The sequence below is a fragment of the Guptibacillus hwajinpoensis genome, assembly GCF_005144865.1.
GTDB classification, from domain to species: Bacteria; Bacillota; Bacilli; order Bacillales; family Guptibacillaceae; genus Guptibacillus; species Guptibacillus hwajinpoensis_A.
Genome location: NZ_SWFM01000002.1, coordinates 102,315 through 128,580 on the forward strand (window position 1 = coordinate 102,315; position 26,266 = coordinate 128,580).

The window sequence follows — 26,266 nt, forward strand, 5'->3', positions numbered from 1 at the left end:
TTGAAATGAATTTATTTAATGGATTCAATACAAGTGCTTCAGCGCTAACGGCAAATCGCCTTAGGATGGACGTTGTATCATCTAATATTGCCAATGCAGAAACAACTCGTTCTGAATTAGTGGACGGGGAATGGCAGCCTTACAAAAGGAAAGTCGTGGAGCTTCAAAAGCATTCATTTGAAAGTCAGTTACAGTCAGCTATGGGGAAGGGTAATGCAGCTTCTTCAGGCGTGAAAGTAGCGACGATTAAAGAAGATCAAGCCCCAACTAAACTTGTCTATAATCCAACGCACCCTGATGCGAATGAAGATGGGTATGTTGAAATGCCGAATGTGGATATGGTGAAGGAAATGGTTGATATGATGTCAGCTTCACGTTCATATGAAGCAAACGTTACGGCACTTAACGCGACAAAAAGTATGTATATGAAAGCGTTAGAATTAGGGAAGTAGTTAGAGCTTAGGAGGGTAATATGAACTCGATTAGTGCACTGCAGCAACTACCGGCTCTGCAGCAACAAAAACCAGCTGTTTCTTCTGGTGAAGCGACGTCTGATTTTGGTCAGATGCTTCAAGATGCGATTAAACAGGTGAATACGAATCAAGTACAGTCTGAACAAATGACGAATAAACTCGTCACCGGTGAAGTTCAGGATGTTCACGAAGTGATGCTTGCAGCACAAAAAGCTTCACTCTCCCTTAACTTAACTGTAGAAGTAAGGAATAAAGTGATTGAGTCATATCAAGAAATCATGCGTATGCAAATGTAGTATGTCAGGGATGGATAATGGATGAACCAACAACTACTTAATTTCAAAAGTCGCTGGGTAGAAACCTGGGGCAGCTACTCAAAGAAATCGAAGTGGCTCATTGGAGGGACATTTCTCTTTACACTTCTTTTGCTTCTATTCCTTGTTTTTTGGATGTCTAAACCAAATTTAACACCAATATATTCGAATTTGACGCCAACTGAAGCTGGTGAAATTAAGGGTGCAATTGAACAAAAGGGCATCCCTGTAGAAGTATCATCTGATGGGACAACGATTAGTGTACCTAAAGACCAGGCATCTGATTTGAAAGTAAGTCTTGCAGCTGAAGGCATTCCGAAGAGCGGTAATGTTAATTACAGCATTTTTAGCGAGAACATGGGGATGGGAATGACGGATCGCCAGTTCGATGTTGTTGAACGCGATGCGATGCAAAATGAGCTTAGTTATTTAATAGAGCAAATCGCTGGAATTAATGAATCGAAAGTGATGATTACTCTCCCGGCTGAAAGTGTCTGGTTAGATGAAGAAGGCGACGTTGCGTCGGCTTCTGTTGTCGTAACAAGAGATCCTGGGGCTCAGCTTGATCAGGGACAAATAACGGGACTCTATCATCTCATTAGCAAAAGTGTACCTAATCTACCAGTCGAAAACATTGTCATTATGGACCAAAACGGTACTGCGTTTGACTATGGAGAGAATCAAGTTGATACAACGCTATCTGCTTATCAACAGCAACAGGATATTCGTAAGGGCATTGAAAAAGATCTGCAACAGGAACTGCAGCAAATGCTTGGAATGATCCTTGGTCAAGACAAAGTTGTTGTGTCTGTTGTCTCAAGTGTTGATTTCACAAAAGAGAAACGAACGGAAGATTTAGTTGAACCCGTAGATGAAGAGACGGGAGAAGGAATCGATATCAGCGTTGAAAAGATAAGAGAATCGTATTCAGGAGATCCAAATGCCGCCGAAAGCGGAACAGGAACAGATGAAGGCGAAATACCAAATTATAACGCAGATGATCCAAATGCACAGGGTGACGGTTCTTATGAGAAAGTAGAAGACCGTATCAATCGTGAAGTGAACAGGATCCATAAAGAGATTGAAGAAAGTCCATATGTAATTGATGACATTACGATTAATGTTGGTGTAGAGCCACCTGTGGCTGACGATGCCACAACTTTAACAGCAGCATCTATAGAAGATATTCGCACTGTGTTAAAGAATGTTGTCCGTACGTCACTAGGTGGAAGTGATGTGCCACTTGATGACCCAGCACTAGAAGAGCGGATTTCTGTATTTGCGAATGAATTTAAGGGGCGTCCAGGTTATGTGGAACCTCAAGCTGGATTCTTCCAAACGATGACGGACTCAGTCCCAGTATGGGTGTTGTATGCAGTTGGTGGCGGTGTTGGAATACTCCTTATCGGCGGTATGATGATGCTGTTCCGTAGACGTGGAAGAAAAGAAGAGGAAGACGATTTTATGGAGTTCGAGCAATCCTACAGCGCACCCGCTCCTACTGCAACACCTGAAGACCACTACTTACCGCGGGAAGAACGTGAAGTGGATATGACGCCTGAGTTGCTAATTGGGAAAGAAGAAATTGAGAGTCTAGCAAAAAATGATCCAGAAGAATTTGTGAAACTACTACGACTATGGATGAACGAAGAATAGGAGGAGTTGGATTGTGTCTAATGTAGAAGAATTATCAGGTACACAAAAAGCTGCGATCCTTCTTACTTCTCTTGGACCAGATCTGTCAGTGCAGACTTTCAAGCATTTAAGCGAAAAGGAAATTGATCAGCTTGCGCTTGGTATTTCTGAGCTTCGACGAGTAGAGCCTGAAGAGCGCGAAGCCGTTGTGGATGAATTCATTCAAATGGTAAAGGCAAAAGACTACATCGCGGTTGGGGGAATTGAATACGCCCGCCAGATTCTTGAGAAAGCGCTTGGTCCGAAGAAAGCGGAAGAAATCATTAATCGACTTAAAGCAAATCTGAAAGTGAAGCCATTTTCGTTTGCGAGGAAAGCAGATCCAGATCAGATTCTAAATGTCTTACAGCAAGAGCATCCTCAAACGATTGCCCTTGTTCTCTCTTATCTAGATGCCAAGCAATCTTCTAAAATATTATCCTCATTGCCGCAAGAAAGTCAGGCAGATGTAGCGAGGCGAATTGCCTTAATGGATAGTACTTCACCAGAAGTGATCAGTCAGCTCGAGAACATTATTGAAAGCAAGTTGAACGCTACGGGTGCTCAGGATTACACCTTTACTGGTGGCGTGGAAGCGATCGTCCAAGTGCTTAGTGGTGTTGATCGAAGCACCGAAAGAACAATTCTTAGCACGCTTGAAAAAGATGATCCAAATCTAGCAGAAGAAATCAAGAAGCGCATGTTTGTATTTGAAGATATCGTTACGCTTGATGATCGCTCCATTCGTCTTGTGATCAGTGAAGTGAAGGACGAAGATCTGTCTATTTCACTAAAAGTAGCAAGCGAAGAAGTGAAGAATACGATTTACCGCAATATGTCTAACCGACGTGTAGATACAGTAAAAGAGGAAATCGAATTGATGGGCCCTCTTCGTCTCAGAGAAGTGGAAGAAGCGCAGTCGCGCATCGTCTCCGTTATCCGTTATCTTGAAGAAACAGGTGACGTGATGATTGCGCGAGGCGGGGGAGATGATCTGATTGTCTAACATCATTCGGAATACATCTGGAGCTAAAAGAGCTGTTCCAAAAGTACTTGAGCAAAGAACAGTTGCCGATACGAAAAAACAGCGAATTCTGCCGACTCGTACAACAACGATTGATGAGAAAAAGTCGCAGCTTCTTGAAATGATGATTCGACTCGAAGACATGTACCACACCATTCGAACAAAGCTTGGTGAAGAAGAAGCGAACGTACACCATCAGCTTGAGCAAAAGCAGAAGCAAAAAGAGCTTGAATGGCAGGAAATTACGAAACAAACGTACCGCGAAGCGGAGGAGCAGGGTTATGCCTCTGGTTATGAAGCGGGAATGCAGCAGGTTCATTTTGAACTAAGCAATCAAAAGCAAGAAATGGAAGCGATGGTAAAGGGTGCTTATAACAAAAAGGAAGAATTAATTCAAAGCGCTGAACCGTTTCTTCTTTCACTAAGCACAGCCATTGCAAAGAAAATAATGCTGAATGAAATGGAACAGAATCCCGAAACGATGCTTTCAATGGTGAAGGATACGCTTAAGAAAGTTCAGGATCGCGGAGAGGTTGTTTTTCAAGTGTCGGCTGAAGACTATCAGCATATGGTGCCGATGGTCGATGAACTTGAGAAACAGCTTGATGTGAATGCAAGCCTTAAACTTATACCAATGAGTGATTTGGAAGTAGGCTCAGGTCTGGTACATACACCGAGTGGCTCCTATGATATCTCGATAAATAGTCAGCTTTCTGAAATTAAGAAACAGCTGCTTTCGATGTTTGAGGAGAGAAAAACAGATGAGCATTAATGTCGATCCTTATCTCTCGCTACTTGAATCTATGGAAACCGTCCAGAAATATGGGAAAGTCACACAGGTGATTGGATTAACGATTGAATCACTCGGTCCAGAGGTGAAAATCGGTGAGCTATGCTACTTGTATCCAGGACCTTCGCGGACGCCAATTGAAGCTGAAGTAGTTGGGTTTCGTGAAAACAGAGTCTTACTTATGCCAATGCATGATTTATCTGAGATCGGGCCAGGTTGCCTTGTTGTTGCAACAGGTCAACCCCTTGAAGTGAAAGTAGGCTATTCTCTTTTAGGTGCGATTTTGGATGGAAGGGGTATGCCGCTCGATTACTCGGAACTACCAGGCGGATTGAAAGCTGTTTCTACAAATCGTAAGCCACCAAATCCAATGACAAGACCACGAATTACGAGTCCATTTCAGCTCGGTGTGAGAGCGATTGATGGTCTTCTAACAGTTGGTCAAGGACAGCGGATTGGTATTTTTGCAGGTAGTGGTGTTGGTAAAAGTACGTTAATGGGAATGGCTGCCCGTAACTCTGAAGCAGATGTGAACGTCATTGCGCTGATCGGTGAACGAGGACGAGAAGTAAGAGATTTCATTGAGCGTGACCTTGGCGAAGAAGGGTTAAAGAAATCCGTTGTCGTTGTAGCAACATCCGATCAACCGCCATTACAGCGAATTAAAGGTGCTCTCACTGCAACATCAATAGCTGAATTTTTCCGAGATCAAGGGAAGAGCGTCATGCTCATGATGGATTCTGTCACACGATTTGCGATGGCGCAGCGGGAAGTCGGATTAGCAATCGGAGAACCACCAACAAGTAAAGGGTATACTCCAAGTGTTTTCGCTCTCTTGCCAAAGCTGTTAGAACGATCAGGAACGTCTGAAACAGGTTCGATTACAGCGTTTTACACTGTTTTAGTTGATGGTGACGATATGAATGAGCCGATTGCGGACGCAGTACGAGGTATTCTTGATGGTCATATTGTCCTTGACCGTAAGCTTGCACAAAAAGGACAGTATCCTGCGATCAACGTATCGCAAAGCGTAAGCCGTGTTATGAAAGAAATTGTGACATCTAAGCATATGAAGGCAGCGGAAGAGTTCAAGCGTCTTCTAGCTGTTTATGTCTCATCCGAAGATTTGATTAATATCGGTGCGTATAAAGCTGGTACAAACAGCAACATCGACAAAGCAATCTCCAGTCATCCAGAAATTGAGAAGTACATTAAGCAGGGCATCGATGATGAGGCATCTTTTGAAGATAGTCAGGAGTGGCTATTAACACGATTTGGAAAGGATGAATAACCATCGCCGCTTTTCAATTCCCATTTCAACGAATTCTTGATGTAAAAGAAAACGAGAAGGCACAGGCTCAGCTTGAGATGGCCGAGGTGCTTAAGGTACAAGTGGACTTAGAACGTGCGATCTCTTCTCTCGAACAGGAAATCTACTCGATGCGTGGACGGCTTGAGCAACGACAGCTGGACGGGCTTTCGATAACAGAGCTTTTAAGAGGAGAAGAGCACATTGCTTACTTAGAGAGACAGATTCAGGAACAAAAGAACCAACTGAAACTGATCAACATTCAGTTAAGCAGCCAGCAAGACGCCTTAGCAGCTAAAGTAAAAGAAGAGAAAACATGGCAATCCATTAAAGAAACACGGAAAGAAGAATTTCACCGCGATCTTCAAATACTTGAGCAAAACGAGCTGGATGATTTAAATACAGTACGTGCTTACATGCTTGCGAGAAACGGATAGTCTAATTATGAAGCTGTTAAACAACGAGAGCTAAGGGCGTGAGACAAGTGCGAAAGAGACAGAAGAGTTCATGGAAAGAACGAATCATACACGGCTTTCTCCTCCCCCTTGCTTTTATGGCGACGGTACTTGCGGTGGTCTTGCCTTTTCTAGGATATGACCTTATTGGAATGGCCACGTCGATTAGCGAGAAACCAATTGCGTATGTAGGTGATGCTATTTCTGCTGAAGCATCGGATGACAAAGAGAATGAACTTGCAGAACTTCAGCAAGAACTTGCTAATAAAGATAGTGAAATCACGAGTATGAAGAAACAGCTTGATGAGCAAGAGATTGAAATCGAACAAAAGCAAGCAGAGCTAGAGTCATTAACTGAAGAAATGAAGCAAGAGTTAGCGGATAAGGAAGAGCGTAATAAGAAGCTTCAGGAATTAGCAAAAACCTATGAAGGAATGTCCGCTTCAAAATCGGCCTCCATCTTAGAAAAGCTAACGCTCAATGAAGCGGCGTTGTTACTCGATAACATGGGAAGCACGGAGCAGGCAGCAGTTCTCGGCAAGATGAATTCTTCGATAGCTGCAGACCTTACCATTGCTTTACGAGATCTTGATAAAGCAGATGATCCAGAAATATCAGCTCTACAGGAGCGGGTAACGCTTCTTATGAATGCTATTGATCGTAAAGATAGCTCTCTATCAATTGCAGACGTAGCGAAAAATTTATCAGAAATGCCTGACGACGAAGCGGCAGACATTCTTGAGAAAATGGCTACCGATGAGGACAAATCGACAGGTGCTTCGATCCTAGCAAAAATCGATAAAGCGAAACGAACCGCCCTCCTTTCAGAAATGGAGGAATCGGTCTCTTCTATGTATATCGCAGAATTAGCTGATTGAGGGGAGGTGAAAACGTGAAAACAATGATCCAGTCACTTGGAGCGACACCCGCTCAACCAGTAAAGGCAAAAGCCGATGGTGATGCAACTGGATTTGCGCAGTTATTAACCAATGTTAAGCAGGCTATTGAGAAAAAGCAGCCGGATCAGCCTATTAAAGAAACTGATTTGTCGGAGAAGCAGGTGAAAGAAGAACCCACATTGCCATTCATTCCGGTAATGACTCTTGGAAATATGACACCAGAAATGTCTAGTAAACCGCTACCTTCATCAAAGAATGCGAGTGACGAGCTCAGCGCTTTTCTTTCTCAAGTGAATGATGATAAAGGGAAGCCTAGTGAGATTAAACTTCCTGGCTTCATAAAAGGTGAGTTGCTGAAAGTCGGTCTGGAAGGTGAACAGGTAGTGAAGCTTGTCGAGACTAAGACCGTATCTACTGAAGAAGTAAAAGCAGCGATTGCTAAAGTAATCGTAGAAAACAATGAGACGTTAACAAAAAAGGAACAAAGCGATCTTTTAGCTACGTTAAAAAGACCTGATGTGGATGGGGTAACGAGAATGAAAGATTCACTTACTTCTCTTATTCAGAGGACAGATGAGACCACTGAAGCAAAGCAGCCTGCTGAAATTACTGAGATGGATGCTGCGGAAAACCTTGAACCAGCAAAAACTCAAGTTGACGAACAACCTGAGAGCCTCCCTCACATGAAAACTAGCGAGGCGCCATCACAGTCGCTTGTTAAGGAATCAAATACACCTATACCCGTACGTCAATTAAATACGAGTTTAAGTGACATGATTACGGAGCGAATGCAGGTTATGAAAAATGGTGATGAATCTCATATTCGTATCAAGCTTTCTCCTGAGAATTTAGGACAGTTGGATATTCGATTAACAACATCGGATGGGAAAGTAACTGCTTTTATTGCAACAGCAACATCAGCGGCTAAAGAAATGATTGAGTCTCAGCTCCATCAGCTACGCCAAACGCTCGTTCAGCAGGGAGTTCAGCTCGATAAGGTAGAAGTAATTCAGCAACCTTCTTCCCCTTCACAAAGCTCTATGTTGCAGGATGGTCGCTCACAGCAGGGGCAGCAATTTGAACAGGGTAAGCAAGGGGCGGAACGCAAGGGAGAATATGAAGTAGACGATAATCCGCTAATCACACAAGACATTGAAGAGCGGGTTGAAGGCGGAATTAATTACGCTGTATAGGAGGGATAAACCATGAATACCGGCTCTGTCGCATCTTTATCTTCATCAACAGCCCAAAAGCAGAAGGTAACGCAGTCACCAGAAATACTTGGTAAAGACGATTTCTTGAAAATTCTTGTTGCACAGCTTTCGAATCAAGATCCAATGAAGCCCATGCAGGATACGGAATTTATTGGCCAGATGGCACAGTTTAGCTCACTTGAGCAAATAACGAACATGAACAGTTCGATGAACAAGTTTTTCGATCGGCAGCTGCAAAGCTCAATGACTGATCATGCGCATCTAATTGGAAAAAGCGTTGAGTGGTCAGAAAACAATGAAGTCGCATCTGGTAACGTACAGGCTGTTGTGTACAAGGAAGGCAAAGTCCTAGCTGAACTTGATAACGGTAAACAGATTGATATCTCCCTACTAGAGCGCATCGAAACGGAGAAATAGCATGGCAAACATTCAAGTTAATCAGGTGTATCACCCAAAGCAACCGTTAAGAACAGTACAAAAACAAGAACCATCCAAAACATCTTTTGCGGATCAACTCAAACAAACGCTACAGTCCGAAGTATCATTTAGTCATCACGCAAAAGTTCGATTAGAACAGCATGGTATCTCACTTTCTGACAGCCAGCTTCAAAAGCTGAATGACGGAGTAACAACAGCAAGAGAAAAAGGATCAAAAGAATCACTCATGTTGATGAAAGACCTCGCATTTGTCGTAAGCGTGAAGAATAACAAAGTCATTACCGCGATGAAACAGGAGGGCATGGAAAACCAGATCGTAACAAACATTGACTCAGCACTAATTCTATAAAGGCTGGACCGAGCAGGAGGCCTATCGCTGTGGACCGATTGAAGCAGCGACATAATCGAGAGGGGAATTTTAAATGTTAAAATCCATGTACTCAGGCGTTTCAGGAATGAGAGGCTTTCAAACGAAGCTAGATGTAATTGGTAATAATATTGCAAACGTTAATACTGTTGGTTTCAAGAAAAGCACAGTGATGTTTAAAGACTTACTCAGTCAAAATATGGGTGGAGATTCAGTGAATACAACTCAAGTAGGTCTTGGGTCTTCATTGTCATCTATTAATACGATTCACACTTCGGGTTCTCCGATTACAACTGGAAATCAGACAGATTTGAGTTTCCAGGGTGAAGGTTATTTTGTAGTTGGCAGCGGAGATAATGAATATCTCACACGATCTGCCTCATTTCAGGTTCAAGTTGAGGAAAACGAAGGTGGAGAATCTTCTGGGAAACTTGTAACGACACAAGGTCAGGAAGTACTTGCCATACCTGAAGGTGGAACAATAGACACCCCAGGAGTTCCTATCGATGATATTTCTAGAATAATCAACGTAGATGGTAATGGTGTTTTGACTTACGTTAGTAGCGAAACTAATGAAGTTGCTACAGCTACGTTAAAAACAGGAACAGTACAAAATGCAGCTGGTTTAGAAAAAATCGGTGGTTCTCTTTATCGGTTAACAGGGAAGTCTGGAGGGTTACAAGATATTCCGGAAGCATCTCGTATCATCTCAGGACAACTCGAAATGTCGAACGTTGATCTAACAGAAGAATTCACCGAGATGATTTTGGCACAGCGTGGTTTCCAGGCGAACTCACGCGTGATTACTACTTCAGATGAAATGCTTCAAGAAATCGTGAATTTAAAACGATAGGGGGTAAGGGCTGAGCTTCTCAGCCCGCTCTATACATATGATTACGTTAACGAAATTAAATCGGGAATCGATGATGTTGAATGCTATCTACATTGAAACGGTTGAATCAACACCGGATACAATGATTTTACTTACGAATGGAAAGCGGTATGTTGTCACTGAATCAGCTGAAGAAGTGAAGCAGTTAATTACTAACTTTTATCGAGATATTAACGTGTTAGCCAAGAATAAACAGTAGAACGAACGGGGGTGACGATATTGTCTGACATGCTATCACCAGCAACGGTGGATGCGCTTCTGGCTGCAATTGACCAAAAAGGTCAGAAGCCGATGAGTGAACGAAAAGTCCAAACATATGATTTCAAAAGAGCGCTTCGCTTTTCACAGGATCATATTCGTATTCTTACAAGAATTCACGAGAACTGTGCACGGCTGATGACAACCTATTCTTCAGCTCAGCTTCGGACGATTATTCAAGCCTCCGTTCATTCTGTTCAGCAAATGCCATTTGAGGAATTCGTTAAATCAATTACCGATAATTCAATTCTTAGCCTTTTTGTCGCTTCGCCACTTCAAGGCCAAATGGTGCTTGATGTAGCACCGGAACTCGCTTATGCCATGCTTGACCGGATGCTCGGTGGGCAGGGAGGGCAGCCGGATAAGCTTACGCATTTAACTGAAATTGAAACAATGGTTATTGAACGTATTTTCAGTAAGATTCTTGAAAGTTTTCAGGATGCCTGGACGTCGGTATTGAAGCTGAAAACAGAGTTGAAAGAGCTTGAGGTTAACCCGCATTTCCTGCAAATTGTTTCTCCGAATGAAACGGTTGTTACCGTCACGTTAAATGTGACAGTTGGGGAAGTGAGCGGAGATATTCGTCTCTGTCTTCCTCATGTTGTTCTTGAGCCGATTATGCCAAGGCTTTCTGCACATCACTGGCTTTCCAATCAAAAGAAAGATCGAGAGCCTCAGGAAAGTAAGGAGCTCGAAAAGCGGTTGAAGAAAACGAACCTAGGGATTATCGCTGAGCTTGGTCATTCAGAAATCACGATTGAAGAGTTTTTAAATCTTGAAGATGGTGATGTGATTCGGCTAGATCAGACGGTAACCGATCCGTTAGTTGTTAAGGTCGACAACCGCGTGAAGTTTCATGGACAGCCAGGAACGTCGAAAGGTCGTATGGCCGTACAAATTACGGAAGTGAAGGAAGAAGAGGAGGACAAAGGTCATGACGGATGATCGCCTGTCAGAGGGAGAACTTAATGCGCTGTTTCAAGAGACTGCAGCAGGAAAGGAGGAGTATGACGTGAATTTTCATTCGATTGAGAAGGAAGCACTGAGTGAACTGTTTAGTGTTTCGATGGGAAGTCTGACAACAACGTTATCTTCTGTTTTCATGCAAGAAGTTATCGTATCCAATGTGACAATGAACGTGTTAGAGAATGAGGCATTTCAAAATGGATTAGCTCTTCCTTACGTAGAAGCGTCTTTTCGTTATGAAGGAGCAGCCTCTGGTGAAGCGATTTTCATGTTGAATCCTCCTGATGCTCAGGATATGGCTGATATCTGGCTTGTTGCAAAGGGAGATGAGGAAGAAGCAAGCGTTGATAAAAGCCTCACTTCTGTTGTGATAGGCATGATGGAAAGTGTACATAAAGGCTTGAGTATGGCATCAGGCTCTTCATTTGCTGGCACATTCACCAATTTACAAGTTGTTTCTGAACCAAGTAACTCTGTGCTAATTGAAGGGTCCGAAGAGGCTGCTTTTATCGATGTATCGTTTGAACTTTCCATTGGATCCATTGTGCAAACCGTCGTGCATCATGTGATGCCTGCCTCGGTAGCGAAGCAGATGAGCGAACTGCTTGTGAGTGAAGAAGAACTTCGTGCAGCTGAATCAAAGGAAAGCGAAAGAGAATCGCAGAAGGAGCAGAAACCCGATTTGCAACAAAAACCATATCAAGATCAACAAGAAGAACAACCAGAATCGGCTGAGAGGGAAAAGCCATTCGCATCTAGAGTAAGTGAGCCTGAGCCGAACATTCAGAACGTTCAATTCACAAATTTCAGTCAAGCCGATCATCCATATGGTGAACAACGAAACCTCAATATGCTCCTAGATATCCCGCTTCAAGTGACGGTAGAACTTGGGCGTACAAAGCGGATTGTGAAAGACATTCTTGAATTATCACATGGATCGATTCTTGAACTCGACAAGCTTGCTGGTGAACCTGTTGATATTCTAATCAACAATAAGCTTATCGCGAAAGGTGAAGTTGTCGTCATTGATGAGAACTTTGGTGTAAGGGTAACAGATATTCTTAGTGCAGCGGAACGGTTATCTAAGCTGCGGTAGATCAAGGAGTGTGTAAGAGTGAGACAGCTTATTTTAGGCATCATGACACTCCTGCTGCTCAGCTTTTTGCTAGCTGCGCCAGAGGAAATAGGGGCAGCCACTGATGGAGATGGAAGTGTTAAAGACTGGCTGACGGAAGACGGAGATGCACCTAGCCAGGAAGAAAAGCCAGCAGAAGTGGAAAGTGCGAATACGAATATTTTCTTTCTTCTGATCAAGTTAGTATTCTATACGATTGTTGTTGTTGGGCTGATTTATTTGCTTATTCGATTTCTATCGAAGCGACAGCATAAGCTACAGCACCATTCGGTTTTCACGCCAATTGGAGGGACCCCTCTTGGTAATAACAAGTCTGTCCAAATGGTGAAGGTTGGTAACTCTCTTTATATGATTGGCGTTGGTGATACGGTTAATCTTCTAAAAGAAATTCATGATGAAGAAGAAGTGAAAAACATACTGGACACTGCTGAAGATCAGAAAACGAGCTTTTCGTTTATGAATAACAAGCAGACCGGTATTCAGGATATGGTGCAAGCAAGCTTGAAGCGACAGAGAAGCAAGCGGACGAGATATTGGGATGACAACGAGGGAAGGGACGATAAGTGATGGATATGCTCATAAACTTAACGATCCCTGGACTAGATTTTGGCTCTAATGCGACAGAAGATGTTTCGGTTACCGTTCAGCTTGTTCTTCTTCTAACAGTACTGTCACTTGCCCCTGCTATTCTTGTTCTCATGACCTGTTTTACGAGAATAGTTGTTGTCCTATCATTCGTCAGATCGGCACTAGCAACCCAATCTATGCCACCAAATCAGGTTTTAGTAGGGTTGGCGCTTTTTCTTACCTTTTTTGTTATGTCGCCCGTTCTTTCTGAGATTAATAGTGAAGCGCTTCAGCCTTACTTGAATGAAGAAATTGGGCAGGAGGAAGCGTTAGATGCCGCAGAACTGCCTATTAAGGAATTTATGGCAGGGCATACGAGAGAGAAAGACCTTGCCCTATTCTATAAATACGCGGAGCTTGAAAAGCCAGAGTCTGTAGAAGAGATCAGGCTAACTGCGCTCGTACCAGCGTTTGCAATTTCGGAATTGAAAACAGCGTTTCAAATTGGATTTATTATTTTTATTCCGTTTCTTATTATCGATATGGTAGTAGCGTCTACGCTCATGGCGATGGGTATGATGATGCTTCCACCAGTTATGATTTCACTTCCGTTTAAAATTCTACTATTTGTGCTTGTCGATGGCTGGTATCTAGTTGTCGAATCACTTCTACTAAGCTTCTAAGGAGGCCGACGATGACGCCAGATATGGTCATTTCACTCGCAGAAGATGCGGTTTATATTGTTATTATAGTATCAGCTCCGCTCCTACTGATTGCGCTTGGAGTTGGCTTAATCGTTAGTGTGTTTCAAGCGATGACGCAGATTCAAGAGCAGACGCTCGCGTTTATTCCAAAAATTATTGCCGTTCTCTTAACAATCATTCTGTTTGGACCTTGGATGTTAACAACGTTAATCGATTACACGACGAATTTGTATCAGAATCTGTACAGGTTTATCGGATAACGATGGAAAGTGTTATTAACGCTCTACCGTTATTTTTGCTCGTGTTTATGAGGGCGACGTCTTTTTTCATTACAGCACCAGTGTTCTCGACAAGAAGTGTTCCAAACCGCTTCAAAGTGGGGCTAGGTTTTTTCTTCGCACTGATCGTTACAGCTGGATTAGGAGGAGAAACGGACCTCGCACTTGATCTAGCATTTGTGATCTACATCCTGAAAGAATTGTTTATTGGACTTTCACTTGGTTTTATCGCGTCCCTTATTCTTTATACCGTTCAGGTTGCAGGTGCTTTTATAGATTTCCAGATGGGGTTTGTGATGGCAAACGTTATTGATCCACAGACGCGAGCCCAGGTTCCGATCATCGGTAACTTTAAGTATATGCTAGCATTACTGTTTCTCGTTTCGGTTGATGGTCATCATATGATGCTAGATGGTCTTGTTAGAAGTTATGAACTTCTTCCTGCATATGCCCTACTAACGCAGGCTGATAGTCAGTCACTTACAAGATTCATAGCAGAAGTTTTCTCAGGCATGTTTTTCTCGGCATTTCAACTTGCATTACCGATTGTTGCATCACTGTTTCTAGTAGATGTTGCGTTAGGTCTTCTCGCAAGAGCTGTGCCACAGGTTAATATTTTTGTCGTTGGACTGCCACTGAAAATCTTTGTCGGCTTTGTTCTGATTCTCGTTACGATTCCAACGTTCTTCTTTCTATTAAGAGGCGTTTTCCGCGAAATGATCGATACAATGGGTCAGCTTATACAAATATTGGGTGGGTAGCACGATGCGTACATATCGTTTGAAAATGAACCTTCAGTTTTTTTCGCAGGAAAAGACGGAGAAAGCAACACCACAGAAAAGACAGGATTCTCGCAAAAAAGGGCAGGTAGCAAGAAGTGCTGAAATCCCATCTGCATTTATGATGATCGGCGTCTTCCTCTTTATGTCTTTTCTAGGAGGGTGGATCATTGAGGGCCTTCAAACGATGATTCGTAGCAATTTTGTCTACATTACCAATTGGACATTAACAGAGCAGAATGTTGATCTTATGATGAAAGAAAATGTTTGGCAGGCAGCCGTGATTGCCGCTCCGTTAATGGGCATATCACTCGTTATGGGTGTTGTCGCAAACTATATGCAAGTTGGTTTTCTTTTTTCAACAGATCCATTACATGCAAAGCTTGAACGAATTAACCCGCTTAAAGGGGCAAAACGCATTTTCTCGGCAAGAACGCTTGTTGAGCTTCTAAAATCATTAATTAAAATCACGTTTATCTCAGCCGTCACCTTCACAGTCCTCTGGAACAAACGTGAAGAAGTGATGCTAATTTCTCAGAAGTCGATAGGAGACGCCATATCACTCGTTGGCTCACTAATCGTACAAACGGGGTTATCCGTTGGGATTCTTCTTCTATTCCTGGCGCTACTTGACTATGTTTATCAGAAATATGACTTTGAAAAAAACATCCGCATGTCAAAACAGGACATTAAGGATGAATATAAAAAGAGCGAGGGTGACCCGCTCATTAAATCGAAAATTAAAGAGAAGCAGCGTGCGCTTGGAATGAACAGGATGATCGCTGAAATTCCAAGTGCTGATGTTGTGATCACAAACCCGACGCACTTTGCAGTTGCACTCAAGTATGACCCAAATGAAATGGACAAGCCGACTGTCGTTGCAAAAGGAATGGATTACGTTGCTCTTAAAATTAAGGAAAAAGCGAAAGAGCATGACATTATTACAACTGAAAATGTCCAGTTAGCAAGAGCGCTCTATCACCAGGTTGAAATTGGTGACGGTGTTCCTGAGGATTTGTTCAAAGCAGTTGCTGAAATTCTTGCTTACGTCTACAGCATTAAAGGCTACCCGGGAGGAGGGAACTAACCATGAAAATCAAAGATTACGCCGTACTTGTCTCAGTCATCATGATTGTTATTATGATGGTTATTCCTTTTCCTCCGCTTCTACTCGACTTCCTCATCATGATGAACATTAGTCTTGCTCTAACGATAATTCTCGTCGCGATGAATACGAAAGAAGCGCTACAATTCTCGATTTTTCCGTCGCTTTTGTTATTAACAACGCTATTCAGACTAGGTTTGAACGTATCAACAACAAGATCCATTCTTACGAACAAAACGGGTGGACAGGTGATTGAAACGTTTGGCTCATTCGTAGTTGGCGGAAGTGTTGTTATCGGACTCCTTGTTTTCCTTATTCTTGTTATTATTCAATTTATCGTCATTACAAAAGGATCCGAACGGGTAGCGGAAGTTGCAGCCCGCTTTACACTTGATGCTATGCCAGGGAAGCAGATGAGTATTGATGCTGACTTAAATGCTGGAATGATTTCAGACCTGGATGCAAAAGAACGAAGGCAGAAAATCGAGCGAGAAGCTGACTTTTACGGTGCGATGGATGGGGCAAGTAAGTTCGTCAAAGGGGATGCCATCGCAGGGATCGTGATTACAATTATCAACATTATCGGTGGGTTAATCATCGGAATGGTTGTGCACGGCATGCCTGTTGGCGACGCAGCAACGACGTTTACGTTACTCTCGATCGGTGATGGTCTTGTCAGTCAAATTCCTGCACTGCTTATTTCAACCGCAACAGGTATTGTTGTAACTCGCGCCGCGTCGGACGGAAATCTTGGTTCAGATATTACGGCACAAATATTTGCTTATCCGAAGCTTCTATACGTTGTTGGAGCTGTTATTGGACTTCTTGGTGTCGCAACACCAATCAACCCACTGCTCACGTTCCCGATCGCTGGTTTACTCGTTTATGCCGGTTGGACGATGCAGAAAAACCTTACTCAAGCAGAAGAAGCTGAAACGGCAGCTGGCGATGAAGAGGTAGAGGAAATGAAGAAGCCTGAGAGCGTGACAACCCTTCTCCAGGTTGATCCGATCGAGTTCGAGTTCGGTTATGGATTAATTCCACTCGCTGATCAGAAGCAGGGTGGGGATCTTCTTGATCGAGTCATTATGATTCGAAGACAAATTGCGCTTGAATTTGGGATTGTCGTACCTGTTATTCGTATTCGAGACAACATTCAGCTCGAACCGAATGAATACGTCATTAAAATTAAGGGAAACCGTGTAGCAGGTGGTGAGGTCCTTTTAGATCAGTACCTTGCGATGAGTAGCGGTCTTGAAGATGAATCTGTTTCAGGTATTGAGACAGTCGAACCTGCTTTCGGGTTGCCAGCTCTTTGGGTAACAGAGGAAATGAAGGATCGCGCCGAATTATCAGGTTATACGATAGTTGATCCGCCATCTGTTGTTTCAACACATCTAACTGAAGTCATTAAACGACATGCGCATGAATTATTAAGCCGTCAAGAAGTGAAGCATTTGCTTGATAACGTTCGAGAGTCTTCTCCAGCTGTATTAGAAGAACTTATTCCGAATATCCTTACCATCGGCGATGTTCAAAAAGTGCTGATGAGACTGTTAAAAGAAAAGGTATCAATCAGGTCGCTTGATATGATTCTCGAATCACTCGCAGATAACGGAGTTCGCACGAAGGATACAGACGTGCTTGCTGAATACGTGCGCCAGTCGCTATCAAGACAGATAACTTCACAGGTTGCAGTACCAGGAGAGCCAGTTAAAGTGTTAACTGCAGGGGCGCGGCTTGAAAAGAGATTTGCAGAATCCGTTCAGCAGTCTGATCAAGGAAGCTATCTTGCACTAGATCCTGAAACATCACAAACCATTTATCAGGAAGTTCTACAACAGGTGAGCCGTCTGCAGCAGTCTGGCATCCAGCCTATTCTATTAACGTCACCTGCGATTCGAATGTATCTACGTCAGTTTCTTGAACGCTACATGCCAGAACTGATGATTCTTTCATACAGTGAGCTAGAACCTGAAGTAGAAGTCCAGAGTGTAGGAGTGATTAATCTACCATGAAGATTAAACGCTATGTTGTGACCCACCTGCGAGAAGCGATGCCATTGATTCGTAAAGAGCTTGGGCAGGATGCTGTTATTTTAAATACCAAAAAAGTAAAAGTTGGCGGATTCTTTGGTTTTTTTCAGAAGCAAAGACTTGAAGTGCTTGCTGCCCTCGATGAAAAGAAAGTAGCAAAAGAGGAAACAGAGGAGTTCGCAACACTTCTTCAGTCTGAGAAAAAGCGGCGTGAGGAAACACCGAAAGTCGTTCAAGTGGAACAGGAGCAAAAATACCAAGAGCCTAAAGTGCTGACTCCACCAATGCAATATGAGCAGGAGGAAGTCGATGTAATTGGCGAGCTCAGATCTATGAAGGAAATCATGATGCAAATGATGGAGAATGAGCGGCTGCCAAAGTTCTTAAAGCCGGTTAATTCCTATCTTGAAGAACATGAATATACGAATTCGATTAGATCTAGTGTCATGGCAGAGCTATTGATTAAGGCGAAGTCGATGCCAGGATACACGAAAGAAGATACATTTGACTGGATGAGACAGGAATTCTCAAAACGAATGAAGAATTATCCTAATATAGGAAATACAAACAAAAGAATTAGATGCTTTGTAGGACCTACAGGTGTAGGTAAAACAACTACAATTGCAAAGCTTGCTGGCGATATTCTATTAAAAGAGCGTAAGTCAGTTGGCTTAATTACATCTGACACGTATCGAATCGCTGCAGTCGATCAACTTAGAACATATGCGGACATTCTAGGAATTCCACTAGAAGTCGTTCAATCACCAGAGGAGCTAGATCAGGCGCTTTCAAACCTTGCATCGTGCGATATTATTCTGATGGATACAGCTGGGCGTAACTACCAGCAATACAAGTTTATTAGTCAGCTAGAGCATCTTCTAGTAGATAAAGAGATTTCAATTAATCTTATTCTAAGTCTCACCCATCGTTATGCAGATATGAAATCGATTACTGATAATTTCCAACCCCTTGGGATTACAGAGGTCATGATGACGAAGATGGATGAAACAACTGTGAGAGGACCGATTTTCAACTTAATGGAAGATTACAAGTTGCCAGTTACCGTTGTGACGACAGGACAAAACGTACCTGATGATATGGTCAAAACAACACCGGAATTCCTTCTCGACCTGGTTGCGGGGGAAAAAGTGTATGTCTGATCAAGCGAATCGACTCCGACAAGAGGTAATGAAACGAATTCAGCCAGAAGATAAGTTAAGACGCACGAGAGTGATCGCTGTTACAAGTGGTAAAGGTGGGGTTGGCAAATCGAATGTTTCATTGAATTTTGCCCTAAGCCTTGCTGCACTCGATAAGAAAGTAATGATTTTTGATTTGGACGTTGGTATGGCGAATATTGATGTTTTAATGGGCGTTACACCGAAAGAAACGCTTGTATCAATGCTTGAGAAAAACTTAACGCTTGATGCAATTATTCAAAAAGGTGTAAACGGCCTTCAATATATTTCGGGTGGGAACGGAATTGGCAAAGTGTTTTCATTAGATGGCGAACAGCTAAATCACTTTTTTAATGAATTCAATGTTCTTCAGGGGATGGTTGATTATATTATTTTAGACACTGGAGCTGGATTAACTCAAGAAGGAATGAGGTTCCTCCAAGCAGCTGATGATGTGTTTCTCGTCATTAACCCAGAACCACCATCCATTACAGATGCTTATGGTGTTCTGAAAGCACTTCATGCAAGAGATCCAAAGCTACCTGTTAAGTTGATTATTAATCGAGCGATTAGTGATCAGGAAGCGGGACGAACAGCGCATAATTTTCAGCAAGCTTCTGAGAAATTCTTAAATAAAACGATTGATATACTCGGCTGGATTCCAGATGATGTGATGGTTCGAAAAGCTGTTATGGCTCAATCACCATACTTACTAGAATATCCAAACGCCAAAGCTTCAGAAGCCATCACTCAATTAGTCCATACGTATCTAGATCTCCCTTCAACTTATAAGCTTGGTGTAAAGGGATTCCTTACAAAAATGCTGTTTCACAAATAAAACGGGAAAATGTTCAGGTGGTGAATCCCATGAAATCCAAAATGACGAAAGAAACAATTGAATACTGGAGGGCATGGAAAGAGGAGAAAGATGAAGAGGCGGGCAATCAACTAATCTCTCTCTATCGCCCACTCGTAGATTTTGCCGTGCAACGATATGCAGCTGCCCTTCCATCTTCTGTTCAGCGTGACGACCTTAGTAGCTTCGCGTATCAGGGACTTCTTGATGCGTTAGGTAAGTTTGAACCTGAACGTGATTTGAAGTTCGAAACGTATGCGAGCTGGCGAATTAAAGGAGCGATTATTGATGGACTGAGACAAAACGATTGGGTTCCAAGATCGGTTCGTGATAAAGCTCGCAAAATTGAAGAAGCTTATGCGGCTCTTGAACAGAAAAATCAAACTTCCTCTAGTGATCAGGATGTGGCAAACTACCTTGATATGACGGTAGGTGAAGTTCAGCAGGTTATACAGGACGCCTCTCTTTCAACAATGATATCGGTTGATGAACCCGTTCACGATGATGATCAACAGCAGATCGAACGGTATAGTGTGATCGAGAACGAACGAGCAGACCTTCCAGAGAAGCATTTACATCAGCGCTTCATTAAAGAACTATTGGCTGAGACAATTGACCGTCTACCTGAGAAAGAGAAGCTAGTCGTATCGCTCGTGTATTTCGAGGAGTTAACCCTTACAGAAATAGCGAGAATTCTCAATTTATCAACAAGTAGAATCTCACAGCTTCACTCAAGAGCGCTTCTTCGCATGAAGGGTGTACTGCGAGCAAACAAAGAACATGTCCAATCCATGTAATCGGAGTGATTTAGGATGTATCCATTCATATTTATAAGTATCGCCCTTCATCTCGTTAGTTTTCTATGTATCGTTCTGCTTTACTTAAAGCAGTCCAAAAGCTCTGAAGTGAGAGAAGAAGTTGCATCAAGTATGGAGGAATATATTGAACAGCTCGAGCATGAAAATGACCGGCTGATGACTCAGGTAAAAACATTTGTGGAGAAGCGGGAGAATCAGCTCGACATTCGTCTTCGTGTACTTGAGCAGAACGGAAAGCCTGTTCAGCAACCCCGGCAGGAACCACAGTACACGCAGTCGCAGTCACAGCCACGCGAGCCACTTCAATACGAGCAGCAACCAATTCCACCACAGCAAACAGAACCAAGAAGTCCGATCATTATTCAGCATCCGTCCGCTAAAAACGAACGCAACCAAAAAGCCATTCAGTTGTATCAACAGGGATTTGCAGCAACTGATATCGCAAGGCTTCTTAATTGTGGAACAGGTGAAATTGAGCTTATTGTAAACATGCATGGAAGGTCTCTGCAGCGATGAAAATTCAACAGAGTCAATCAACGGTAGATCCTTTTAAGAAAGATATGCCAAAGGGTAATGTACAAAAGGGCTTTCAATCTGTTATGAGTGAAGCATCGAAAGAGTTAAAAGGCATGGCATTAGAGCGCCTTCTCAATCAGATTGATGAACAAGGTAAAGTTCTAAGCAGGGAACGAACCTTTCAGAACCTAACAGCTTATAAGCGGATGGTAAAGCAGTTTCTTGAAGAAGCGGTCAATCAGGGTTTAACGCTATCTGAGAGAAACTCAACAGATCGCTTTGGTAGAAGTCGAACGTTTAAGCTTGTTGAAACCGTGGAGAGTAAGCTTGTTGAATTGCAGGAAGAAATCCTTGAAAAAGAGAAGGCTGGCGTCAATTTGCTATCATTAATCGGCGAAATCAAAGGGATGCTCGTTGACCTTTCACTCTAGTACGATTGACCTAATAAAAAAAGGAAGTATTGACTCATGTTAAAAAGCATGAGTTTTTTCTATAATAGAAATAAGAACATATGTTCGAATTAAGGGTTGTGATTTTTGCTATCCAGGATACTTTCTATCCTACATACAGAGAAGGGAGAGGTGAGGATGATGAAGAAGTGTCCATTTATAACAACGAAAGCGTATGAGGAACTGAAGGAAAACCTCCTTTTTAAATCGTTCGTTCAAGAAGACGTGCATTGGACAAGTTTTAGGGAGGCTCTTCTGAACCCTAGTCAGAAGACGCTGATGAATTTAAATACACTGTTCCACATGTATTATGTTGAAATTCGTTTTATTGCTTATCTTACGAAATTAATTCGCTATACAGCCATTAATTTCGATCGTAAGCGGAGGCTTGAGCATCTTCGTTATCCACTAACGCTTGATCAGTCTGTAGGAGAGTCAGGAAGTACGTGGATCGATCTTGTCGGCAGTGAGGATACTCAAATAGACGGTCGGTTTGAAGAACAGCTAACGTCTAAATCTCTTTATTCTGCTTATAAAAGACTGACAGGAAAGCAGAGAGAAGTATTAGAGAATTCATATAGGCTTGAGGCGACAGATACGGAAATCGCCGAAGCTTCAGGCATATCTCAGCAGGCTGTCAGTAGAAGAAGAAAGCGAGCACTTGAGAAATTAAGAGAAGGACGAAAGGAGAGCATACGATGACCGTAACGAATGTAATTAACGCCATGATAGGTGATTTAGGGTTCCCAATCGTTGTTTCACTGTATTTGCTTTTTCGACTAGAGAGGAAAATCGATGACCTAACAAATGCTGTTTCTGAGCAGGAGATGAATAAAAAAAGATGACGAACGCGAGGTTATATAAGCTTTTACAACAAGCGAAACAAAGTGATGAGGAAGCGCTAGAGCTGATTTTCAGTCAATTTGAGAAGAAGATTGAAGCGGAGCTCAGGCAGACGCCTTTTGAATATCGTGATGATTTAAGGCAGGAGCTTTACGTGAAAATTCTAGAAGCAGTAGAGAAGTACAACATGGAGGAAGTGCCGAACTTCGAGCAATTTATAGGGGGGAAGAAAGGGAAAGGGTAGGAAACCTTTTCCTTTTTGGTTTCGTAGTAAAGGTAGAGGTGACGATCAATGCTGAATGTTGAAATAGAAGAAGCAGGTTACGAAAAGAACAGTAAAACAATTAGAGATCTATCATTTAAGGTGAAAAGTGGCGAGCTTCTTGGTCTATTAGGTTCGAACGGAGCGGGTAAAAGTACTACTATTAAAACGATTTTAGGATTAGTAAAAGAGTGGAAAGGAAGCGTAACACTTGAAGGTAATGCTCGTTATGCTTATATCCCTGAGCAGCCCGTTTTCTATGACAGTTTAACGCTCTGGGAGCATTTGGAGCTTGCGGCAGCGGCGGTGTCGTTCCAAGACGGTGAATGGGAAGGCCGAGCAAAAGATCTCATTCGCTATTTCAAGCTGGATCATGTTGAACATGACCTTCCATCTAGCTACTCAAAAGGAATGAGACAGAAGGTGATACTCATCACGGCTTTTATGCTTAAGCCTGATTTATATATCATTGATGAACCATTTCTGGGGCTTGATCCAAGAGCAACGAAAGATTTTCTAAAGCTAATCGAAAAAGAAAGAGCACGTGGCGCCGGAGTGCTCATGTCCACGCACGTTTTGGATACAGCAGAACGAATATGCGATCGATTTGTGCTAATTTCAAGTGGCGAAATGGCTGGTGAAGGAACTCTAGGGGAATTAAGAGAGCGATCAGGAGTGGAGAAAGGTTCACTTCTCGATTGCGTTGACAGTCTCCTGGAGCAAAGCATATGACATCTTTCCAGTTGCTACGAAAGCGGGTAAAAGATGATTGGCATTATAAGCTACGGGATATGCGAACTGCAATTGATTGGACTGTTTGGCTTTATATCGTGATTCCAGCACTGGTTATTTCAGTCGCCTATTACCGGTCGTGGTGGTTCATCGCGCCGGTATGGCTAGATTCCATTCCTGAGCAGGCTGTAATAATACCGTTATTTCTGATCGCGACATTATGGTCTCTTAGAGCTTACATGGAAGAAGCAGATCAAGTGTACCTCCTGCAGAATAACAGTCTTGTGAATGGATTGAAAAAGTGGGGGATGGTGTATTCACTTCTTAAAGGGTTGGTGCTTACGTTACTCAGTATCGCGGCCGTTCTTCCATTCCTCGTAACAGGTTGGGGATGGGGAATTGAGCGAGTGATCATAACTGGGATTTTTGTGCTGTTTGTGAGCTGGAATGTAAACGTATGTCGCTATTATATTAGACTTAGTTATCAATCTTTTTGGGTTAAATTGCTTACGAATGGACTATTGAATGTCGTTTCAATTGGAATTCTTCTTGCGAGTCAGGTGGGGTGGAAATCTATATTGTTCGTGTTTGTAGGCGTTGCTTTTCTGCTACTTCTTTTAGTTGTTCAATTAAATTATCGTCTCAAGTTGAAGGGCACGTTTTTCAAAGATGTCATATTGGAACGGGATGATAAACAAGGCATAACGAGATTGCTGATGAGACAGGTTGGTGTTTCATCTGGAAGGACCTTGTTTGTTCGAAAGAAGCCGTTTCTTTTTAAAGAGTCAAAGCGACTAAGAAAGAACGGTAGTCCTGAGACGAGAATCGTTGATCTCTATTTGAAATGGATTCTTCGCTCGCCTGGAAAGGGTCAGTATTATTTGCAGGTAACTGGATGGGGGACAGCTGCTATCTTCATGCTACCATTAGTTGTGAAAGTGATTGTTCTGCTTTTTGCGCTATATGCGTTAATCGGACTTTCCAAAGCGGACTGGCGCGAATTCTCTGAAGGAAGTTATGCTCAGTTATTTCAATGGGATCAACAGCTTAGAGAGTTGTCTTCAAGGCGAGCCATTAAAGTCTTTACGGTGCCATGTTTTATCCTACTTAGTATCATAACGGGGGTAGCGTTTCCTGGGTGGATCGGGATCTTTCTCTTTCCGTTAGGTGGCTGGTTAATGCTGAAGGGAAGTTTTCGAATGGTGCAACATGGTGTCGTTCCTTCATCACCTTCTCAATAATCGAAAGGTGTATGAACAATTGTGGAATTCGTTGCTTCCTGTAAATGCTTTCCGCTATGATGGGAAGTAGATCGAGATGGAGGGATGACGAGATGAAGCTATTTTTAATCATCGGTGCGATTAATGCTGCGCTAGCTGTAGGACTAGGTGCCTTTGGTGCCCACGGTTTAGAAAGTAGATTGTCAGAAAGAATGCTCGCAACGTTTAAAACAGGTGTTCAATACCATATGTACCATGCGCTCGGCTTAATCGGGATTGCCCTTGCTGCCGATAAGCTGCAGTCAGCTGGACTCATTCAATGGGCAGGTTGGCTTATGTTTGCTGGAATTGTACTCTTCTCAGGAAGCTTGTACGTACTAAGCTTGAGCGGCATCAAAATCCTCGGAGCGATTACCCCGCTTGGTGGAGTAGCGTTTATTACAGCGTGGATTCTGCTGATTGTCGCAGCGTTTAAGCTGTAAGTGTTTGTGGCGCGTTCGCGGCTTCGCGAATTCGCGGGTCGCGGGTGACAGGCACCACCCGGTATTTGTCAAACGGTGTCGAGGCTGTTGGTTTATTGGCCGAAATCTCAGGATATTGGCCAAAAATCAATTATATTAGCTAAAATCCTATTTTATTGGCCAAATTCTAAATATATTAGCCAAAATGAAAAGCTGCCGGATATCCGGCAGCTTTTCGGCTATTATCTAGGAGAATATTGCGCCATTTGCTGAAGAGGATAGTTGTATTCAAGCTCTTCATCAAACGTAATGTAATCAAGGTAAATCATGAGAAGAAGGTAGCGTTTGCCTGTTTGAGGATCGGATAGAATAATGTGATCTCTTCCGGCTGCTTCCACAACCCCTTTAAACACTTTCGCATTCCATTTCTCGTTGTTCTCAAATGTCATGTAGACAGTAGCGATTTTTCCAAGGTTTAAGCGTAAGATGTTTTCAATGTATGATTGCTCGACTGGTAGCTGTCCGGGAAATCCTTGGCTTCCTCCTTGCGTCATGGCACCTTGAACTTGCTGACCCTGCTGTCCTTGCCCAGGATAACCTGATGGGTATTGGCCCATCTGTCCACCCTGTCCTTGCTGTGGTGCCATCTGCTGATAGCCGCCTCCTTGATTTTGTGCACCCGGTTTATTCCAGTATTGATTGTTCATCTTAACCCTCCTTAAGCTTTCTCTTAGTAGCTGTTGTACACCTCAGAGCATTCACTTTCGGTAGGCTTGTAGAAACAATGCGATTTGAAACGACCAGCATTCCACTGGTTATACCATTGGGGTGGGCATGGTCCTCCAGGCTTAAAGAACCAAAGGGAGTGACTTGCTGGGTCATACTTCATTCCCTTGATGGCTTTGCGTGCAAGACGTTTGTCTTTTTCACGTGCTCTCTGGTAGAAGTAGCCCTTTTGCGTAGCTTCAAACCCGCCTGGATTCTGATAAACCATGCTGTTCATCGAGTTGATGTTCTTGAAATCAAGACACCGTACCTTAACTCGATTCACGCTGACATTTCCTACCATCAGCATCCCAAGCTCACCTTCGCCTTCTGCCTCCGCTCTCATTAAACGTGCTAGAAGGTTTACGTCATTCTCATTCGTTTTAATAACCGCCATAACTACACCTCTTCTCAGTTGTGACCCTTACCATATGCAAGAAGTATTAAAAATGCCATGGCTCTACGTAACTCATTCTATGTATCGTATGA

The 26,266-nt window shown here is 42.9% G+C and carries 34 protein-coding genes; 32 read left to right on the forward strand and 2 right to left on the reverse strand.

Going from position 1 to position 26,266, the window contains the following annotated elements; genetic code table 11:
• The first annotated feature begins 5 nt into the window (after positions 1–5).
• The 32 genes from flgC (at position 6) to FBF83_RS08030 (ending at position 25,033) form a co-directional block, all read left to right on the forward strand.
• A complete protein-coding gene (gene flgC, locus FBF83_RS07875) occupies positions 6–452 on the forward strand; it encodes a flagellar basal body rod protein FlgC (RefSeq protein WP_136946622.1) in 447 nt (148 codons plus the stop codon).
• A gap of 20 nt (positions 453–472) precedes the next feature.
• Positions 473–769 (forward strand): flagellar hook-basal body complex protein FliE, encoded by a 297-nt coding sequence (fliE, locus tag FBF83_RS07880; protein ID WP_136946623.1) that lies wholly within the window; start codon positions 473–475, stop codon positions 767–769.
• Positions 770–790: 21 nt separating this feature from the next.
• Positions 791–2,443 (forward strand): flagellar basal-body MS-ring/collar protein FliF, encoded by a 1,653-nt coding sequence (gene fliF / locus FBF83_RS07885; RefSeq protein WP_136946624.1) that lies wholly within the window; start codon positions 791–793, stop codon positions 2,441–2,443.
• A gap of 10 nt (positions 2,444–2,453) precedes the next feature.
• The gene (fliG, locus tag FBF83_RS07890) at positions 2,454–3,467 is read left to right on the forward strand and encodes a flagellar motor switch protein FliG (protein ID WP_414635135.1); all 1,014 of its coding nucleotides are present in this window, start codon (positions 2,454–2,456) and stop codon (positions 3,465–3,467) included.
• Positions 3,460–4,257, forward strand: a complete 798-nt coding sequence (locus FBF83_RS07895) for a FliH/SctL family protein (protein WP_136946626.1) — start codon at positions 3,460–3,462, stop codon at positions 4,255–4,257. The genes fliG and FBF83_RS07895 overlap by 8 nt, the downstream gene beginning before the upstream one ends.
• Positions 4,247–5,566 carry a flagellar protein export ATPase FliI gene (gene fliI / locus FBF83_RS07900; protein WP_136946627.1) on the forward strand — a complete coding sequence of 440 codons (1,320 nt, stop codon included), beginning with the start codon at positions 4,247–4,249 and terminating at the stop codon, positions 5,564–5,566. Before FBF83_RS07895 ends, fliI begins: the two co-directional genes overlap by 11 nt.
• Positions 5,567–5,568: 2 nt before the next feature.
• On the forward strand, positions 5,569–6,021 hold the full coding sequence (gene fliJ, locus FBF83_RS07905) for a flagellar export protein FliJ (RefSeq protein WP_255436011.1): 453 nt from the start codon (positions 5,569–5,571) through the stop codon (positions 6,019–6,021).
• Positions 6,022–6,068: 47 nt separating this feature from the next.
• Positions 6,069–6,917 carry a MotE family protein gene (locus FBF83_RS07910; RefSeq protein ID WP_136946629.1) on the forward strand — a complete coding sequence of 283 codons (849 nt, stop codon included), beginning with the start codon at positions 6,069–6,071 and terminating at the stop codon, positions 6,915–6,917.
• Positions 6,918–6,940: 23 nt separating this feature from the next.
• Positions 6,941–8,131, forward strand: coding sequence for a flagellar hook-length control protein FliK (locus FBF83_RS07915; RefSeq protein WP_240688061.1), 1,191 nt, complete (start codon positions 6,941–6,943; stop codon positions 8,129–8,131).
• Positions 8,132–8,143: 12 nt separating this feature from the next.
• Positions 8,144–8,569 carry a flagellar hook assembly protein FlgD gene (flgD, locus tag FBF83_RS07920; RefSeq protein ID WP_136946631.1) on the forward strand — a complete coding sequence of 142 codons (426 nt, stop codon included), beginning with the start codon at positions 8,144–8,146 and terminating at the stop codon, positions 8,567–8,569.
• A 1-nt stretch (position 8,570) separates the two neighbouring features.
• A complete protein-coding gene (locus FBF83_RS07925) occupies positions 8,571–8,939 on the forward strand; it encodes a TIGR02530 family flagellar biosynthesis protein (protein WP_136946632.1) in 369 nt (122 codons plus the stop codon).
• Positions 8,940–9,012: 73 nt separating this feature from the next.
• Positions 9,013–9,810 carry a flagellar hook-basal body complex protein gene (locus FBF83_RS07930; protein WP_136946633.1) on the forward strand — a complete coding sequence of 266 codons (798 nt, stop codon included), beginning with the start codon at positions 9,013–9,015 and terminating at the stop codon, positions 9,808–9,810.
• 37 nt (positions 9,811–9,847) lie between these two features.
• Entirely contained in the window at positions 9,848–10,048 is a 201-nt protein-coding gene (locus tag FBF83_RS07935) for a flagellar FlbD family protein (RefSeq protein WP_136946634.1), read from the forward strand.
• A gap of 20 nt (positions 10,049–10,068) precedes the next feature.
• Complete coding sequence (gene fliM / locus FBF83_RS07940; protein ID WP_136946635.1) at positions 10,069–11,052, forward strand: flagellar motor switch protein FliM; 984 nt, start codon at positions 10,069–10,071, stop codon at positions 11,050–11,052.
• Complete coding sequence (fliY, locus tag FBF83_RS07945) at positions 11,042–12,169, forward strand: flagellar motor switch phosphatase FliY (RefSeq protein ID WP_136946636.1); 1,128 nt, start codon at positions 11,042–11,044, stop codon at positions 12,167–12,169. Before fliM ends, fliY begins: the two co-directional genes overlap by 11 nt.
• 18 nt (positions 12,170–12,187) lie before the next feature.
• Positions 12,188–12,775 (forward strand): flagellar biosynthetic protein FliO, encoded by a 588-nt coding sequence (locus tag FBF83_RS07950; protein ID WP_136946637.1) that lies wholly within the window; start codon positions 12,188–12,190, stop codon positions 12,773–12,775.
• 5 nt (positions 12,776–12,780) lie between these two features.
• The gene (gene fliP / locus FBF83_RS07955; RefSeq protein WP_420875125.1) at positions 12,781–13,458 is read left to right on the forward strand and encodes a flagellar type III secretion system pore protein FliP; all 678 of its coding nucleotides are present in this window, start codon (positions 12,781–12,783) and stop codon (positions 13,456–13,458) included.
• Between the two features lie 11 nt (positions 13,459–13,469).
• Complete coding sequence (gene fliQ, locus FBF83_RS07960; protein WP_048311296.1) at positions 13,470–13,739, forward strand: flagellar biosynthesis protein FliQ; 270 nt, start codon at positions 13,470–13,472, stop codon at positions 13,737–13,739.
• 2 nt (positions 13,740–13,741) lie between these two features.
• On the forward strand, positions 13,742–14,518 hold the full coding sequence (gene fliR, locus FBF83_RS07965) for a flagellar biosynthetic protein FliR (protein WP_136946639.1): 777 nt from the start codon (positions 13,742–13,744) through the stop codon (positions 14,516–14,518).
• 4 nt (positions 14,519–14,522) lie between these two features.
• The gene (flhB, locus tag FBF83_RS07970) at positions 14,523–15,623 is read left to right on the forward strand and encodes a flagellar biosynthesis protein FlhB (RefSeq protein ID WP_136946640.1); all 1,101 of its coding nucleotides are present in this window, start codon (positions 14,523–14,525) and stop codon (positions 15,621–15,623) included.
• Between the two features lie 2 nt (positions 15,624–15,625).
• On the forward strand, positions 15,626–17,659 hold the full coding sequence (gene flhA, locus FBF83_RS07975; RefSeq protein ID WP_136946641.1) for a flagellar biosynthesis protein FlhA: 2,034 nt from the start codon (positions 15,626–15,628) through the stop codon (positions 17,657–17,659).
• Positions 17,656–18,837 (forward strand): flagellar biosynthesis protein FlhF, encoded by a 1,182-nt coding sequence (gene flhF / locus FBF83_RS07980; RefSeq protein ID WP_136946642.1) that lies wholly within the window; start codon positions 17,656–17,658, stop codon positions 18,835–18,837. The genes flhA and flhF overlap by 4 nt, the downstream gene beginning before the upstream one ends.
• Positions 18,830–19,693 (forward strand): MinD/ParA family protein, encoded by an 864-nt coding sequence (locus FBF83_RS07985; protein ID WP_136946643.1) that lies wholly within the window; start codon positions 18,830–18,832, stop codon positions 19,691–19,693. The genes flhF and FBF83_RS07985 overlap by 8 nt, the downstream gene beginning before the upstream one ends.
• Positions 19,694–19,722: 29 nt before the next feature.
• Complete coding sequence (locus FBF83_RS07990) at positions 19,723–20,508, forward strand: FliA/WhiG family RNA polymerase sigma factor (RefSeq protein WP_136946644.1); 786 nt, start codon at positions 19,723–19,725, stop codon at positions 20,506–20,508.
• Between the two features lie 15 nt (positions 20,509–20,523).
• Positions 20,524–21,045: a DUF6115 domain-containing protein gene (locus FBF83_RS07995; RefSeq protein WP_136946645.1), complete on the forward strand. Its 522-nt coding sequence runs from the start codon at positions 20,524–20,526 to the stop codon at positions 21,043–21,045.
• The gene (locus FBF83_RS08000) at positions 21,042–21,476 is read left to right on the forward strand and encodes a YaaR family protein (RefSeq protein ID WP_136946646.1); all 435 of its coding nucleotides are present in this window, start codon (positions 21,042–21,044) and stop codon (positions 21,474–21,476) included. The genes FBF83_RS07995 and FBF83_RS08000 overlap by 4 nt, the downstream gene beginning before the upstream one ends.
• Positions 21,477–21,632: 156 nt before the next feature.
• Entirely contained in the window at positions 21,633–22,196 is a 564-nt protein-coding gene (locus FBF83_RS08005; RefSeq protein WP_136946647.1) for a sigma-70 family RNA polymerase sigma factor, read from the forward strand.
• A complete protein-coding gene (locus tag FBF83_RS08010; RefSeq protein WP_136946648.1) occupies positions 22,193–22,339 on the forward strand; it encodes a YvrJ family protein in 147 nt (48 codons plus the stop codon). Before FBF83_RS08005 ends, FBF83_RS08010 begins: the two co-directional genes overlap by 4 nt.
• Positions 22,336–22,581, forward strand: coding sequence for a helix-turn-helix domain-containing protein (locus FBF83_RS08015; protein WP_136946649.1), 246 nt, complete (start codon positions 22,336–22,338; stop codon positions 22,579–22,581). Before FBF83_RS08010 ends, FBF83_RS08015 begins: the two co-directional genes overlap by 4 nt.
• Positions 22,582–22,629: 48 nt before the next feature.
• On the forward strand, positions 22,630–23,331 hold the full coding sequence (locus FBF83_RS08020) for an ABC transporter ATP-binding protein (RefSeq protein WP_136946650.1): 702 nt from the start codon (positions 22,630–22,632) through the stop codon (positions 23,329–23,331).
• Positions 23,328–24,572: an ABC transporter permease gene (locus tag FBF83_RS08025; RefSeq protein ID WP_136946651.1), complete on the forward strand. Its 1,245-nt coding sequence runs from the start codon at positions 23,328–23,330 to the stop codon at positions 24,570–24,572. Before FBF83_RS08020 ends, FBF83_RS08025 begins: the two co-directional genes overlap by 4 nt.
• Positions 24,573–24,664: 92 nt before the next feature.
• A complete protein-coding gene (locus FBF83_RS08030; RefSeq protein ID WP_136946652.1) occupies positions 24,665–25,033 on the forward strand; it encodes a DUF423 domain-containing protein in 369 nt (122 codons plus the stop codon).
• A 221-nt stretch (positions 25,034–25,254) separates the two neighbouring features.
• Here FBF83_RS08030 and gerQ read toward each other — a convergent pair whose 3' ends face one another.
• Together gerQ and FBF83_RS08040 are read right to left on the reverse strand one after the other, a co-directional pair.
• On the reverse strand, positions 25,255–25,719 hold the full coding sequence (gene gerQ, locus FBF83_RS08035; protein ID WP_136946653.1) for a spore coat protein GerQ: 465 nt from the start codon (positions 25,717–25,719) through the stop codon (positions 25,255–25,257).
• Between the two features lie 23 nt (positions 25,720–25,742).
• Complete coding sequence (locus FBF83_RS08040; protein WP_136946654.1) at positions 25,743–26,174, reverse strand: cell wall hydrolase; 432 nt, start codon at positions 26,172–26,174, stop codon at positions 25,743–25,745.
• Between the last annotated feature and the right edge of the window lie 92 nt (positions 26,175–26,266).